Annotated in this window: 13 protein-coding genes; 12 read left to right on the top strand and 1 reads right to left on the bottom strand. The window is 74.1% G+C overall.

All coding sequences use genetic code 11. From position 1 onward, the window contains the following. Positions 1-135: 135 nt before the first annotated feature. The 12 genes from ftsY to ACZ6O5_RS07815 all read left to right on the top strand — a co-directional run bounded on the left by ftsY (position 136) and on the right by ACZ6O5_RS07815 (position 13,146). Positions 136-1,317: a signal recognition particle-docking protein FtsY gene (gene ftsY / locus ACZ6O5_RS07870; protein ID WP_281935719.1), complete on the top strand. Its 1,182-nt coding sequence runs from the start codon at positions 136-138 to the stop codon at positions 1,315-1,317. A gap of 8 nt (positions 1,318-1,325) precedes the next feature. Then, the gene (locus ACZ6O5_RS07865) at positions 1,326-2,189 is read left to right on the top strand and encodes an aminoglycoside phosphotransferase family protein (RefSeq protein ID WP_199199603.1); all 864 of its coding nucleotides are present in this window, start codon (positions 1,326-1,328) and stop codon (positions 2,187-2,189) included. Positions 2,190-2,353: 164 nt separating this feature from the next. After that, the gene (locus tag ACZ6O5_RS07860) at positions 2,354-3,763 is read left to right on the top strand and encodes an ammonium transporter (protein ID WP_465975286.1); all 1,410 of its coding nucleotides are present in this window, start codon (positions 2,354-2,356) and stop codon (positions 3,761-3,763) included. Between the two features lie 25 nt (positions 3,764-3,788). Continuing rightward, positions 3,789-4,127, top strand: coding sequence for a P-II family nitrogen regulator (locus ACZ6O5_RS07855; protein ID WP_013284578.1), 339 nt, complete (start codon positions 3,789-3,791; stop codon positions 4,125-4,127). Between the two features lie 17 nt (positions 4,128-4,144). After that, entirely contained in the window at positions 4,145-6,409 is a 2,265-nt protein-coding gene (locus ACZ6O5_RS07850) for a [protein-PII] uridylyltransferase (RefSeq protein ID WP_465975284.1), read from the top strand. 134 nt (positions 6,410-6,543) lie between these two features. Then, positions 6,544-7,446 (top strand): ABC transporter ATP-binding protein, encoded by a 903-nt coding sequence (locus ACZ6O5_RS07845; protein WP_465975282.1) that lies wholly within the window; start codon positions 6,544-6,546, stop codon positions 7,444-7,446. After that, complete coding sequence (locus tag ACZ6O5_RS07840) at positions 7,436-8,257, top strand: ABC transporter permease (protein ID WP_465975280.1); 822 nt, start codon at positions 7,436-7,438, stop codon at positions 8,255-8,257. Before ACZ6O5_RS07845 ends, ACZ6O5_RS07840 begins: the two co-directional genes overlap by 11 nt. Positions 8,258-8,277: 20 nt before the next feature. Beyond that, entirely contained in the window at positions 8,278-9,405 is a 1,128-nt protein-coding gene (locus ACZ6O5_RS07835) for a sensor histidine kinase (RefSeq protein ID WP_465975278.1), read from the top strand. Beyond that, positions 9,402-10,058: a response regulator transcription factor gene (locus tag ACZ6O5_RS07830; RefSeq protein WP_107156095.1), complete on the top strand. Its 657-nt coding sequence runs from the start codon at positions 9,402-9,404 to the stop codon at positions 10,056-10,058. The genes ACZ6O5_RS07835 and ACZ6O5_RS07830 overlap by 4 nt, the downstream gene beginning before the upstream one ends. A 203-nt stretch (positions 10,059-10,261) precedes the next feature. After that, positions 10,262-11,818 (top strand): signal recognition particle protein, encoded by a 1,557-nt coding sequence (gene ffh / locus ACZ6O5_RS07825; RefSeq protein WP_465975276.1) that lies wholly within the window; start codon positions 10,262-10,264, stop codon positions 11,816-11,818. Between the two features lie 42 nt (positions 11,819-11,860). After that, on the top strand, positions 11,861-12,046 hold the full coding sequence (locus ACZ6O5_RS07820; protein WP_465975274.1) for a hypothetical protein: 186 nt from the start codon (positions 11,861-11,863) through the stop codon (positions 12,044-12,046). A gap of 20 nt (positions 12,047-12,066) precedes the next feature. Next, on the top strand, positions 12,067-13,146 hold the full coding sequence (locus ACZ6O5_RS07815) for an amidohydrolase family protein (protein ID WP_465975272.1): 1,080 nt from the start codon (positions 12,067-12,069) through the stop codon (positions 13,144-13,146). A 204-nt stretch (positions 13,147-13,350) separates the two neighbouring features. On the opposite strand, the gene ACZ6O5_RS07810 is transcribed toward ACZ6O5_RS07815, so the two are convergent. Then, complete coding sequence (locus tag ACZ6O5_RS07810; RefSeq protein ID WP_465975270.1) at positions 13,351-13,926, bottom strand: TetR/AcrR family transcriptional regulator; 576 nt, start codon at positions 13,924-13,926, stop codon at positions 13,351-13,353. Between the last annotated feature and the right edge of the window lie 58 nt (positions 13,927-13,984).

Genomic DNA, 13,984 nt, shown 5'->3' with positions numbered 1-13,984 from the left:
CCGACAAGATCGTATGGGCGTTTCTACCCGGCCGGCGGTTGCGGTACGCCTTCCGATCGCGAGCGTACCCGCAGGTTGTTCGCGTGCCGAGGCGGTGAGTGGGACGCCGTCGCCGGCATCTGACAGGATTTCGGCATGAAGGAATACCTCCTCGTCGCTCTCGCCCTGCTCGGCGTGCTCATCATCGGCGGCCTGAGCCTCGTGGTGCCCCGGCTGCGCCGGCGCCCCGAGCCGCCGCTGCCGCGCACGGAGGTCGACACCCGCACCGAGGAGGACCTGGCCGGCCCGCCGGTGGAGGCGCCCGAGGCGGAACTGACCACCGGCGTGGTGGTCGAGGCGCCGCCGGTCGAGGCGCCCCCGATCGAGGTTCCCGAGCCCACCGCCGGCCGGCTGGTCCGGCTGCGCTCCCGGCTGTCCCGCTCGCAGAACGCGTTCGGCAAGGGCCTGCTCGGCCTGCTCAGCCGCGACCGGCTCGACGAGGACACCTGGGAGGAGATCGAGGACAGCCTGATCACCGCCGACGTCGGCGTGGACTCCACCCGGGAGATCGTCGACCGGCTGCGGGAGCGCACCCGGGTGCTCGGCACCCGCACCGGCGACGAGCTGCGCACGCTGCTCGCCACCGAGCTGGTCAACGCGCTCGACCCCGGCCTGGACCGGTCGCTGCGGACCACGCCGAAGGATGGCGTGCCGGCGGTGGTGCTGGTGGTCGGCGTGAACGGCGCCGGCAAGACCACCACCTGCGGCAAGATCGCCCGGGTGCTGGTCGCGGACGGCCGTACCGTGCTGCTCGGCGCGGCCGACACGTTCCGGGCCGCCGCCGCCGACCAGCTGGAGACCTGGGGCGGCCGGGTGGGCGCGGAGACGGTCCGTGGCCCGGAGGCCGCCGACCCGGCCAGCGTCGCGTTCGACGCGGTCCGGCGCGGCATCGAGACGGGCGTCGACACCGTGCTCATCGACACCGCCGGCCGGCTCCAGAACAAGATCGGCCTGATGGACGAGCTGGGCAAGGTCAAGCGGGTGGTGGAGAAGCACGGCCCGATCGACGAGACGCTGCTGATCCTGGACGCCACCACCGGCCAGAACGGCCTGGAGCAGGCCCGGGTCTTCACCGAGGCGGTCAACGTCACCGGCGTGGTGCTGACCAAGCTCGACGGGACGGCCAAGGGCGGCATCGTGATCGCCGTGCAACGCAAGCTCGGCATCCCGGTCAAGCTGGTCGGGCTCGGCGAGGGCAAGGACGACCTGGCCCCGTTCGACCCGGCGCAGTTCGTCGACGCGCTGCTCGGCACCGAGCCGCTCGGCCGGGACGCGTAACCCCTGCCGTGAGCACCGACGATCGCGCCTACCCCGGGTGGCGCGACCCCCACCACCCCGCGCCGCGCCTCGGGAGACCGTACGTGACTTCGCAGGAGATCCCGCTGCACGGCGGGAACGTCAGCACCGTGGTCCGCGTGGGCGACACGGTCCGGCGCAACGCCGGCCCCTGGACCCCCTCGGTGCACGCGCTGCTGCGCCACCTGGAATACGTCGGCTTCACCGGCGCGCCGCGCGCGCTCGGCATGGACGAGCGCAACCGGGAGGTGCTGTCGTACCTGGAGGGGGAGTGCGGGGAGTACCCGCTGGCCCCGCACTGGGTGACCGACGAGGCGCTGGTCACGGTGGCCACCATGCTGCGGATGTTCCACGACGCCCAGTACGGTTTCACCCCGCCGCCCGGCGCGGTCTGGCGCTCGTTCGGCCCGCCCCCGCCGGACACCGAGGTCATCTGCCACCACGACGCCGCGCCGCACAACGTGATCTGGCGTCCCGACGGCACGCTCGGGCTGATCGACTTCGACCTCGCCTCGCCCGGCGCCCGCATCTACGACGTGGCGTACGCGGCCTGGACCTGGGTGCCGATCTTCGCCGACCGGGACTCGATCACGCTCGGTTGGAAGCGCCCCGACCGGCCGCGCCGGCTGCGCCTGTTCGCCGACGCGTACGGGCTGATCCCCCGCGACCGGCACCGGCTCATCCGCACCATCCGCAAGCGCATCGTCGACCACGTCGAGGGCATCCGGCGGATGGCCGCCGCCGGTGAGCCGGCGTTCGTCCGGATCGTGCACAAGGGCCATCTCCGCCGCCCGATGCGGGACCTGCGCCTGCTCGACTACGAGCGGCACCACCTGGAGTACGCGCTGCGCTGAGCAAGATCGGCGTTCTTCACACGCCGGAAACAACCCGTCACGCGTCGGAAATCGAGCGGTGTCGGTACAGGAAACAGCGGCCGACCAAGCTTCCGCGCAACCGGCGTACGGGCGACGCTGCCCCGGAAGCCGCGAAGGAGGAAGTTCACTTTTAGGAGGCCAGCGTGCCTGAAGCACCGACGATCGACGGCGGCAACACCGTTTGGCTGCTGGTTTCGACCGCTCTCGTGCTGCTCATGACCCCCGGCCTGGCGCTGTTCTACGGCGGCCTCAACAGGTCCAAGGGCGTGCTCAACATGATGATGATGAGCTTCTCGGCCATCGGGCTCATCTCTGTTCTGTGGTGGTTCTACGGTTTCAGCGTCGCGTTCGGCAGCGACGTCAACGGGCTCTGGGGTGACCCGGGCGCCTACCTCGGCACCAAGACGTTCCTCGCCGAGACCGACCTCTGGGGCGCCACGGCGGAGAACCCCAGCGGCATCGGCATCCCGCTCTACGTGTTCATGGCGTTCCAGATGGTCTTCGCGGTGATCACCGTCGCGCTGATCAGCGGCGCCATCTCCGACCGGGCCAAGTTCTCCGGCTGGCTGCTCTTCGCGTTCGGCTGGGCCACCCTGGTCTACTTCCCGGTCGCGCACTGGGTGTGGGGCGGCGGCATCATCGGCGCCAAGCTGCACGCGCTGGACTTCGCCGGCGGCACCGCGGTGCACATCAACGCCGGTGCGGCGGCGCTCGGCGTGGCGCTGGTGCTCGGCAAGCGGGTCGGCTGGCCCCGCGAGGGCATGAAGCCGCACAACATCCCGCTCGTCGCGCTCGGCGCCGGTCTGCTCTGGTTCGGCTGGTTCGGCTTCAACGCCGGCTCCGAGCTGACCGTCGACTCGGTGGCCGGCCTGGCATTCCTCAACACCCAGCTCGCCACCGCCGCGGCGGTGCTCGGCTGGCTGCTGGTCGAGCGGATCAAGGACGGCCGTCCGACCATGGTCGGCGCGTCCTCCGGCGCGGTCGCCGGCCTGGTCGCGATCACCCCGGCCTGCGGTTTCATCGCCCCCTGGGCGGCGGTCGTGCTCGGGCTCGTCGCCGGTGCGGTCTGCGCGCTCGCCATCAGCCTGAAGTACAAGCTCGGCTACGACGACTCGCTCGACGTGGTCGGCGTGCACTTCGTCGGCGGCTGGATCGGCTCGCTCTGGCTCGGGTTCTTCGCCACCAACTCGGTGAACAGCGCGATCGGCGACGTGGTCGGCGCCTCCGACGGCCTGTTCTACGGCGGCGGCATCACCCAGCTCGGCCGGCAGGCGCTGGCCGGTCTGATCGTCACCGTCTGGTCGGGCGGGGTGGCCTGGCTGCTCGCCTTCGCCATTCAGAAGACGATCGGCTTCCGGGTGTCGGCCGAGGCCGAGGTCGACGGCATCGACGTCGCCGAGCACGCGGAGAGCGCGTACGACCTGTCGCCCACCACGGGCAGCAGCACCAGCGCGTTCGCCCTGGCCGGGATCGGCGGCGGCAAGCCGAGCCCGGAGCCCACCGACGAGGCGGACCCGTCCGCCGCGCCGGTCGGCGAGAAGGTCGCCGGTTAACGTTCCTGGGATGGAGGGATTGGACATGAAGCTGGTGACCGCGGTCATCAAGCCGTACCAGCTGGACGCGGTGAAGGAGGCCCTGCACGCCCTCGGCGTGGCCGGGCTGACCGTCAGCGAGGTCCAGGGCTACGGCCGGCAGAAGGGGCACACCGAGGTCTACCGGGGTGCGGAGTACACGGTCGAGTTCCTGCCCAAGATCCGGGTCGAGGTGCTCACCGACGAGATGGACGTCGACAAGATCGTGGACGCCATCGTCGGCGCCGCCCGAACCGGCAAGATCGGCGACGGCAAGGTCTGGGTGACCGGTGTCGAGGAGGTCGTCCGGGTGCGTACCGGCGAGCGCGGGCTCGACGCGCTCTGACCACGGAATCCGCCGACGTGACCTCGTTGACCACGGCCGCCGCCCCGGGCGGGGAGGGCGTACCCGTGGTCAACGAGGTCACCGGCCTGCCCGGGGGCGTCGGCGCGGCGGCCCGCGCCGACCGCGCCGACGCGCTCGACGCCTGGCTGCGCCGGATCTTCCCGGCCCGGCCCGGCGTCGCGCTGGTCGCCGTGGGCGGGCTCGGCCGCCGCCAGTGCGCCCCCTACGGCGACCTCGACCTGGTGCTGCTGCACGCCGGGGTGCCCGGCGTCGACGAGCTGGCCGCCGCGCTCTGGTACCCCATCTGGGACGCCGGCCTGCGGCTCGACCACTCGGTACGCACCGTCGCCGAGGCGCTCTCGGTGGCCCAGGACGACGTCAAGGTCGCCCTCGGCCTGCTCGACGCGCGCCACGTGGCCGGCGACCCGGCCCTGACCGAGCAGCTCGCCCGCACCGCCACCGACCACTGGCGGCGCACCGCCATCCGGCAGCTCCCCGGGCTGCGCGAGATCACCGCCGCCCGCTGGGAGGCCCACGGCGAGCTGGCCTTCCTGCTCGAAGGCGACCTCAAGGAGGCCGCCGGTGGACTGCGCGACGTCGGCATCCTGCGGGCCATCGCCACCGCCGGCGTCACCGACGCGCTCCGCCCCGCCGTGCACGCCGCGCACCGGCGGCTGCTGGACACCCGCGACGCCCTGCACCAGCAGGTCGGCCGCCGGGTCGACCGCCTGGTCGCGCAGGAACGCGACGGCGTGGCGAAACTCCTCGGCGTCGACGGGGGCGACGCGCTGCTGCGCCTGACCGCCGGCGACGCGCGGACCGTCCGCCATGCCCTCGACGACGCCTGGCGGGCCGCCGACCGACTCCGTTCCGGCCGGCAGCGTGCCGCCTCGGGCCGGCCGGTGCGCCGCCCGGTCGCCCGGGACGTCGTCGAGCAGGACGGCGAACTGGTGCTCGCCCGGACCGCGATCGGGGCCCGCCCCGACCCCTGCCTGTCGCTGCGGGTGGCCGCCGCGGCGGCCACCACCCGGCTGCCCATCGCGCGCGCCACCTGCGAGTGGCTGGCCGCGTACTGCCCGCCGCTGCCCGCGCCCTGGCCGCCGGCCGCCCGCGCCGCGCTGATCACCCTGCTCGGCGCCGGTCCCGGCCTGGTGCCGGCCTGGGAGACCTGCGACCGGTACGGGCTGATCGACGGCTGGCTGCCCGAGTGGACCCGGATGCGCAGCCTGCCCCAGCACAACCCGGTGCACCGGTTCACGCTCGACCGGCATCTGGTGCAGACCGCGTACGAGGCCAGCCGGCACACCCGCGACGTCGAGCGCCCCGACCTGCTGCTGCTCGGCGCGTTCCTGCACGACATCGGCAAGGGACTACCCGGAGATCATTCGACTGTCGGGGCGCCGCTGGCCGAGGTGGTGGCCACCCGGATCGGGCTGCCCCCGGCCGAGGCGGCGCTGATCGGCACGCTGGTCCGGCTGCACCTGCTGCTGCCCGAGGTGGCCACCCGGCGGGACCTGTCCGACCCGAAGACCATCGCCGGCGTCGCCGGGCTGGTCGGCGACCCCGGCACGCTGGAACTGCTGCACGCGCTGGTCCGGGCGGACGCCGCCGCCACCGGCCCGGCCGCCTGGTCCGGCTGGAAGGGCCGGCTGGTCGCCGACCTGGTCGCCCGGGTACGCACCACGCTGGACACCGGCGAGGTGCCCGCCCCGCCGGCCCCCGACCCGGCGCTGGTCGCCGGCCCGCTGCCGGTCGTACACCTGGGCGAGGACCGGGTGTCGGTGGCCGCGGCCGACCGGCGTGGGCTGCTCGCCACGGTGGCCGGGTGCCTGGCCCTGCACCGACTGGAAGTGATCTCCGCGGACGCCGCCACGGTGGACGGTCGCGCCCTGGTCGAGTGTCGGGTGCAGCCGCGCTACGGGCTCGCCCCCGACCCGATCGCGCTCAGCGCCGACCTGCGCCGGGCGGTGGCCGGCGACGTCTCGGTCACCCAGCGGCTGCGCGGCCGGGCGCTCGCCGCCCGCAGCCGGGGCGCCGCGCCCCGCGTGGTCTGGCACCGGGAGGCGGCCACCGACGCGGTGCTGCTGGAGTTGCGCGCGGCGGACGCGGCCGGCCTGCTCTACCGGGTCACCTGCGCGCTCGACGAGGCCGGCGCCCAGGTGCGCGCCGCCCGGATCGCCACCCTCGGCGGCGACGTGGTGGACACGTTCTACCTGGTCGGCACCGACCTACCGGACGAGCGTCAGGCCGTCGTCGAGGCCGCCGTCCTCGCCGCCGTGTAAGGAGGGGCCCCCGCTTAACGTTTTCGGTAGAGGCGGGGCCCCCGCTTAACACCTCGCGCTACGTCCACTGACGTACGCGGGGAGCCGCCGCCGGGCCGACGCGGCGGAGGGCCGCCGACGGGACGCTCGACGGCATGAACCCGCCCGTGCAGACCGAAGCGCTCACCAAACGGTACGGCGGCCTGACCGCCGTGCGGCATCTCGACCTGACCGTCCGACCCGGCGAGGTGTACGGCTTCCTCGGTCCCAACGGCGCCGGCAAGACCACCACGCTGCGCATGCTGCTCGGCCTGGTCCGCCCCAGCGCCGGCACGGTGCGGCTGTTCGGCCGTACCCCCGGCGTCGGGCGGCTCAGCGGCGTCGGCACGCTGATCGAGGGGCCGGCGTTCTACCCGTACCTGTCCGGCCGGGACAACCTGCGCGTGCTGGCCCGCTACGCCGGCGTCGGCGCGGACCGGGTCGCGGCGGTGCTCGACCAGGTCGACCTCGCCGACCGGGCCGGCGACCGGTACACCGGCTACTCGCTGGGCATGAAGCAGCGCCTCGGGGTGGCCGCCGCGCTGCTGAAGGACCCGCGCCTGCTGATCCTGGACGAGCCGACGAACGGCCTCGACCCGGCCGGCATGGCGGACATGCGGACGCTGATCCGGCGGCTCGGCGCGGCCGGACACACCGTGCTGGTCTCCAGTCACCTGCTCGGCGAGGTCGAGCAGATCTGCGACCGGGTGGGCGTGATCGCCCGGGGCGCGCTGGTCGCCGAGGGCAGCATCGACGAACTACGCGGCGCGGCCGGGCTGCGGGTGCTCGCCGACCCGCTCGACGCGGCGGCGGAGCGGGCCCGGGAACTCGTCGGCGCGGACCGGGTCCGTGTCGTCGACGGCGGGCTGGAACTGGCGGTCGAGCCGGCGCGGGCCGCCTGGCTGAACACCGCGCTTGTCAGTGCCGGCCTCGCCGTACGCGAGCTGCGGCCCCGGGAGCGGGACCTGGAGCAGATCTTCTTCGACCTGGTGGAAAGGGGTACCGCCGATGTCGCGTAGTTTCGGTGCCGAGCTGGTCAAGCTGGTCCGGCGGCCGGCCGTCTGGCTGCTGCTGGCCATCACGCTGGCGATGTCGCTGATCTTCACCTACCTCTTCCCGTACGCCGGGGTGGCCGGCGGCGCCGACGGCCCGAACACGGACCGGGCGCTGCCCGCCCTGCTCCCCGACCACCTGGTCGGCAACTCGCTCGGCGGCCTGCCGATCTTCCTCGGCGCGATCCTGCTGATCCTCGGTGTGCTCACGGTCGGCGGCGAGTACGGCTGGGGCACCTGGAAGACCGCGCTCACCCAGGGCCCGACCCGGCTCCAGGTGTACGCGGGCAAGCTGCTCGCGCTCGCGGTCGCCGCGCTGGGCGTGGTACTGGCCGTGTTCGCGGTCGGCGCGGTGGCCGCCGTGCTGATCGCGTCCGCCGAGGCGCAGCCGGTGCGCTGGCCGTCGGCCGGTGATCTGGTGGTCGGCGTCGGCGCGGGGTGGCTCGTCGCGACGATGTGGGCCATGCTCGGTGCCGTGCTCGCGGTCGCGTTGCGTGCGGTGGCGCTCCCGGTCGGCCTGGGACTGGTGTGGATGCTCGCCGTGCAGAACCTGCTCGCCGCCATCGCCGCCCCGCTCGTCGACTGGGTGGCGACCGCCCAGCAGGGGCTGCCGGGCCCGAACGCCGGGGCGTTGGCCGCCGCGCTGGGCGCGCCGGGGGACACCCCGGGTGTCGCCGCCACCGTCGGCGGTGGACAGGCGGCGGTGGTGGTGGCCGCGTACCTGGTGGGCTTCGCGGCGGTCGGCGCGGCGCTGCTGCGCCGGCGGGACATCGGCTGAGCCGGGACGGGGGGAGCGAGGTGGACCGCGAGCGTCGGCGCCGGGGCCGGTGGTCCCTCGACGGCCTGCTCGCCCTGGCCCTGCTGGCGATCGGGCTGGCCGGCACCGGGCCGGCCGGCCTGAACCAGGACGTCCGGGCCGACCTGGGCGCCTACCCGCTGGTGGTGGTCGCCGCGCTCGCGGTGGCGGGACGCCGGCGGTGGCCGGTGCCGACCCTGGCCGTGGTCACCGCCGCGACCACGGCGTACCTGATGCTGGACTACCCGTACGGCCCGATCCTGCTGTCGTTCTTCGCCGCGGTCTACGCGGTGGCCGCGCACCGGCCGTTCCGCGCCGCGGCGGTGGCCGGCGCGGTCGCGTTGGCCGCGCTGCTGGTCTACGTGTTCGTCGGGGTCCGGCCACCGGGGCCGGTCGGTCTGATGCCGGTCGCCGCGTGGGTGGTGGTGCCGGTCGCGATCGGGGTCACCGTGCGGATGGGCCGCGAGGCCACCGCGCGGAGCCGGGCGGACGAGGCCCGCCGGCTGGCCGACGCGGAGCGGCTGCGGGTGGCCCGGGAGGTGCACGACGTGGTGGGCCACGGGCTCGCCGCGATCCACCTCCAGGCCGAGATCGCGTTGCACCTGCTGGCCCGCAGGCCCGAGCAGGCCGAGGCGGCGCTCACCGCGATCAGCCGGACCAGCCAGGAGGCGTTGGACGAGCTGCGGGTCACGCTCACCGTGGTCCGTCGCGAGGAGTCCGTCGACGAGCGCGCGCCGGCGCCCGGGCTGAGCCAGCTCCCGCAGTTGCGGGACCGGCTGGCCGGCGCCGGCGTGCCGCTCACCGTCGAGGTGGCCGGCGTGACGCGCGCGCTGCCCGCGGCGGTGGACCTGGCCGCGTACCGGGTGGTGCAGGAGGCGCTGACCAACGTGTTGCGGCACGCCGGGCCCGCCACCGCCGCGGTCCGCCTCGGGTACGCGCCGGGTCAGGTCACCGTGGAGGTCACCGACACCGGCCGGGGCCCCTCCGCCCGGCCCGCCCGGCCCACCGGCTCGGGCCTGGCCGGCATGCGCGAACGGGTGACCGCGCTCGGCGGTACGTTCAGCGCCGGGGCGGCCCCGGCCGGCGGTTTCCGGGTGCACGCCACGCTGCCCACGCGGGAGGTCACATGATTCGGGTGCTGCTCGCCGACGACCAGGACCTGGTCCGGATCGGACTGCGGGCCCTGGTGGAGAGCGAGGACGACCTGACGGTCGTGGGGGAGGCCGCCGACGGGCTCGCCGCCGTGACGGTGGCCCGCCGGGAACGCCCCGACGTGGTGCTGATGGACGTGCGGATGCCCGGCGTCGACGGCATCGAGGCGACCCGGCGCATCGTCGGCGACCCGACGCTGGCCGGCACCCGGGTGGTGGTGCTGACCACGTTCGAGCTGGACGAGTACGTCTTCGACGCGCTCCGGCACGGCGCCAGCGGCTTCCTCACCAAGGACACCCGCCCGGTCGACCTGCTGCGGGCGATCCGCCTGGTCGCCGACGGGGAGGCGCTGCTGTCCCCGTCGGTGACCCGCCGGGTGGTCCGGGAGTTCGCCACCCGGCCGGCCCGGGTGCCGCGTCCGCATCCCCGGCTCGGGTCGCTCACCGACCGGGAACGCGAGGTGGTGGGGCTGGTCGGGGAGGGGCTGAGCAACGCCGAGATCGCGGACCGGCTGGTGGTCAGCCCGGCCACGGCGCGTACCCACGTCAGCCGGGCGATGGTGAAGCTCGGCGCCCGGGACCGGGCGCAACTGGTGGTCTTCGCGTACCAGTCGGGCCTGGTCGTCTCCTGACCCGCGCGGACCCGGCCGGCGCGGCCGGGACCGCGCGGCGGACGGACCTCTGTGCGTCGACGCCTGTCGAGCTGAGAGCAGGAACGACTCGGCGGCCCGGCCGGGTCGGAGCGGGGGTGTGGGCGGCGGGCTACCCTAACGGTGGGCTGGACAGCCGGCCCGGCCGCACTGTGCCCGCCGATGACGACAAACGGGATGTTCGCGTGTTTGACACCTTGAGTGACCGCCTGTCCGGGATCTTCACCAAGCTCCGCGGCAAGGGGCGGCTCACCGACGCCGACATCGACGCCACCGCACGCGAGATCCGGATGGCGCTGCTGGAGGCCGACGTCGCCCTGCCGGTGGTCAAGGGCTTCATCGCGAACGTCAAGGAGCGGGCCCGTGGGTCCGAGGTCTCCCAGGCGCTCAACCCGGCCCAGCAGATCGTCAAGATCGTCAACGAGGAGCTGATCAACGTCCTCGGCGGCGAGGGGCGGCGGCTCCAGTTCGCCAAGAACCCGCCGACCGTGATCATGCTCGCCGGCCTCCAGGGCTCCGGCAAGACCACGCTCGCCGGCAAGCTGGCCCGCTGGCTCAAGGGCCAGGGCCACCAGCCGCTGCTGGTCGCCGCCGACCTCCAGCGCCCGAACGCCGTCGGGCAGCTCCAGGTGCTCGGCGGCCGGGCCGGCGTCGAGGTGTACGCCCCGGCGCCCGGCAACGGCGTCGGCGACCCGGTGCAGGTGGCCCGCGACTCGATCGAGCACGCCCGCCGCGCCGCCCGCGACATCGTCATCGTGGACACCGCCGGCCGGCTCGGCATCGACGCCGAGATGATGCAGCAGGCCGCGGACATCCGCGACGCGGTCCAGCCCGACGAGGTCATCTTCGTCATCGACGCCATGGTCGGCCAGGACGCGGTCCGCACCGCCGAGGCGTTCCGCGACGGTGTCGGCATCACCGGCGTGGTCCTCTCCAAGCTCGACGGTGACGCCCGCGGTGGTGCCGCGCTCTCCGTCCGGGAGGTCACCGGCCAGCCGATCCTGTTCGCCTCCACCGGCGAGAAGCTGGAGGACTTCGACGTCTTCCACCCCGACCGGATGGCCAGCCGGATCCTCGGCATGGGCGACGTCCTCACGCTGATCGAGCAGGCCGAGGCGGCCTTCGACTCCGATCAGAAGGAGAAGATGACCGCCAAGCTGATGGGCGGGGAGACCTTCACGCTGGAGGACTTCCTCGATCAGCTCATCGCGGTCCGGCGGATGGGTCCGATCGCCAACGTACTGGCCATGATGCCCGGCATGGGCCAGATGAAGGACCAGATCGCCGAGCTGGACGACAAGCACTTCGACCGGGTCACCGCGATCATCCGGTCGATGACGCCGGGCGAGCGCACCAACCCGAAGATCATCAACGGTTCCCGCCGGGCCCGCATCGCAGGCGGTTCCGGCGTCACCGTGATGGACGTCAACCAGCTGCTCAACCGCTTCGCCGACGCGCAGAAGATGATGAAGCAGATGGGCGGCATGATGGGGCTGCCCGGCGGCGGCCGGCGCAAGGCGACCAAGTCGCCGAAGAACAAGCGCAAGGGCACCAAGGGCGGCGGCGGTCGGCCGCGTACCGGCGCCGGGATGCCGGGCGGCTTCCCCGGCGGCATGCCGCAGCTCCCGCCGGGCCTGGACCCGGGCGACCTGGCCGGTGGGCAGGGCCTGCCCCCGGGCTTCAAGCTGCCGAAGATCGACTTCAACAAGCTGGGCAAGGGCGGGGAGAAGGGTCCCCGCTAGCAGGCGAGGGTCTACGCCCGCGCCGGGGTCGGCTCCTACTGGGTGGTGGACCCGCAGCACGAGCGGATCGCGCTCACCGAGTACACGCTGGGTGGCGCTGCCCGCGAGTACGAGCAGTCGACCCACACCGAGGACCTGTTCGTCACCGAGCGGCCCTGGAAGGTCTCGGTCGACCTGCCGGCGTTGACCGCACGACGCAACAACCTGCTGGCCGGCGAGGACGACTGAGATCGGGTAGGACTGTGCGCATGGCTCTGCACGTGCGCGGTGTGTTCCTTCCCGACGACGAGGTCCGGGACGTCTGGCTGGTCGGCGACCGGGTCACCTTCGAACCGGTGCCGGGCGCCGAGACGGTGGCCGACGGCGGCTTCGTGCTGCCCGGCCTGACCGACGCGCACTGCCACCTCGGCATCGCCCGGGGCGGCGCGCCGATCACCGGGCTCGACCAGGCCCGCGAACTGGCCCGGATCGACCGGGACGCCGGCGTGCTGGCGATCCGCGACGCCGGCTCGCCGTACCCGTACCCGGAGTTGGAGGACGAGCCGGAGCTGCCGCGACTGGCCCGCGCCGGCCGGCACGTCGCGCCGCCGAAACGGTACCTGCGCGACATCGGCGTGGAGGTCGACGCCGCCGAGGTGGCCGAGACCGTGGCGGCGCAGGCCGCCGCCGGCAACGGCTGGGTCAAGCTGGTCGGTGACTGGATCGACCGGGGCGTGGGCGACCTGGCGCCGGCCTGGGACGCCGACACGATGACCGCGGCGGTCGCCGCCGCGCACGCCGCCGGGGTACGCGCCGCGGTGCACACGTTCGCCGAGTCGGCCGTGGAGATCATGGTGCGGGCCGGGGTGGACTCGGTGGAGCACGGCACCGGGCTGAGCCTCGACCTGATCGACCTGATGGCCCGGCAGGGCACCGCGCTGGTGCCCACGATGATCAACATTCGGACGTTCGGCCACATCGCGGAGCAGGCCCGACCCAAGTTCCCCGGGTACGCCGACCACATGCTCGCCCTGCGCGACCGCTTCCCCGAGGTGGTGCGCGCCGCGCACGAGGCCGGCGTGCCGATCTACGTGGGCACCGACGCCGGCGGCGGCATCGACCACGGGCTCGCGGCCGAGGAGATGCTGCTGCTGCACGAGCAGGCCGGCATGCCCGCCGAGGACGTGCTGGCCGCCGCCTCCTGGCGGGCCCGGGAATGGCTCGGCTTCCCCGGCCTGGTCGAGGGCGGCCTCGCCGATCTGGTGGTCTACGCCGCGGACCCACGCCGCGACCTGCGGGTCGTCCGGACACCCAGCCGGATCGTGCTGCGCGGTCGCGTGATCCGCTGACACCCCATCCGCCGACCCGCCCACCGTCCGCCCACCCGTCCGCCCCGTCCGCCCGCTGTCCGCCCGTCCGCCCGCTGTCCGCCCGTCCGCGTGGCTGTCCGCCCGTCCGCGTGGCTGCTGATTCACGGAAAGAGTGCTTATTCCGCGTCGAATGGCCACGCTTTCCGTGAATCAGGGCCCGGCGTGGGGGTGGGGTGGGGTGGGTCAGTGCGGTGGGGCGGCGGCCAGGAAGAGGTGGACGGCGAGGTCGGCCAGCTTGCCGGCGGTCTCGTCGACCGGGGCCCGGGGCAGCACGATGTGGCTCACCACCAGGCGCACCACGCTGTCCGCCGCGAACGCCAGGGCCGCCGGGTCGGCGTCGGGCAGGTGACACCCGGCCCACTCCAGCAGCGCCGCGGTCGACTCGGTGAGCACCAGCTCGGAGCGGGTGGTCAGGTAGGGCAGCAGCTCGTCCGAGCCGCCCCGGGCACTGGTCAGGATCGCCTTGACCAGCGGGTTGTCGGCGGCGGCGGCGAGCGTGCGGCGGATCGCCGCGTACGCGGCCGCGCGCACGTCGGCGCCGTGCTCGCCGAGCGCGGCCCGGACGTCGCCGACGAAGCGGTCCACCTCGCGTCGGGCCAGCGCCTCGGCCAGGCCGGCCTTGGTGCCGAACTCGTTGTAGACCGTCTGCCGGCTGACGCCGGCGGCCTCGGCCACCGCGCCCATCCGTACGCCGTCCCAGCCGCAGGCCACGGTCTGCGCCCGGGCGGCCTCCACGATCGCGTTCCGTGCGTCACCCATCGACGTCGAAGTCTACGGCCGCCGGGTCGACACGGCGCGGGTCGGGCTCCCCGGCGCA

It is taken from the genome of Micromonospora sp. NPDC049201 (genome assembly GCF_055586805.1).
Note: the sequence above shows the minus strand (reverse complement) of the source record. Positions and strands in the feature narration are given on the sequence as shown.

Bases quoted from the DNA above. Each gene is read 5' to 3' on its own strand.
- ACZ6O5_RS07845 (WP_465975282.1), top strand. From the start codon at position 6,544: ATGAACCCGCCCGTGCAGACCGAAGCGCTCACCAAACGGTACGGCGGC.
- ACZ6O5_RS07830 (WP_107156095.1), top strand. From the start codon at position 9,402: ATGATTCGGGTGCTGCTCGCCGACGACCAGGACCTGGTCCGGATCGGA.
- ACZ6O5_RS07815 (WP_465975272.1), top strand. From the start codon at position 12,067: ATGGCTCTGCACGTGCGCGGTGTGTTCCTTCCCGACGACGAGGTCCGG.
- ftsY (WP_281935719.1), top strand. From the start codon at position 136: ATGAAGGAATACCTCCTCGTCGCTCTCGCCCTGCTCGGCGTGCTCATC.
- ACZ6O5_RS07855 (WP_013284578.1), top strand. From the start codon at position 3,789: ATGAAGCTGGTGACCGCGGTCATCAAGCCGTACCAGCTGGACGCGGTG.
- ACZ6O5_RS07810 (WP_465975270.1), bottom strand. From the start codon at position 13,926: ATGGGTGACGCACGGAACGCGATCGTGGAGGCCGCCCGGGCGCAGACC.
- ACZ6O5_RS07840 (WP_465975280.1), top strand. From the start codon at position 7,436: ATGTCGCGTAGTTTCGGTGCCGAGCTGGTCAAGCTGGTCCGGCGGCCG.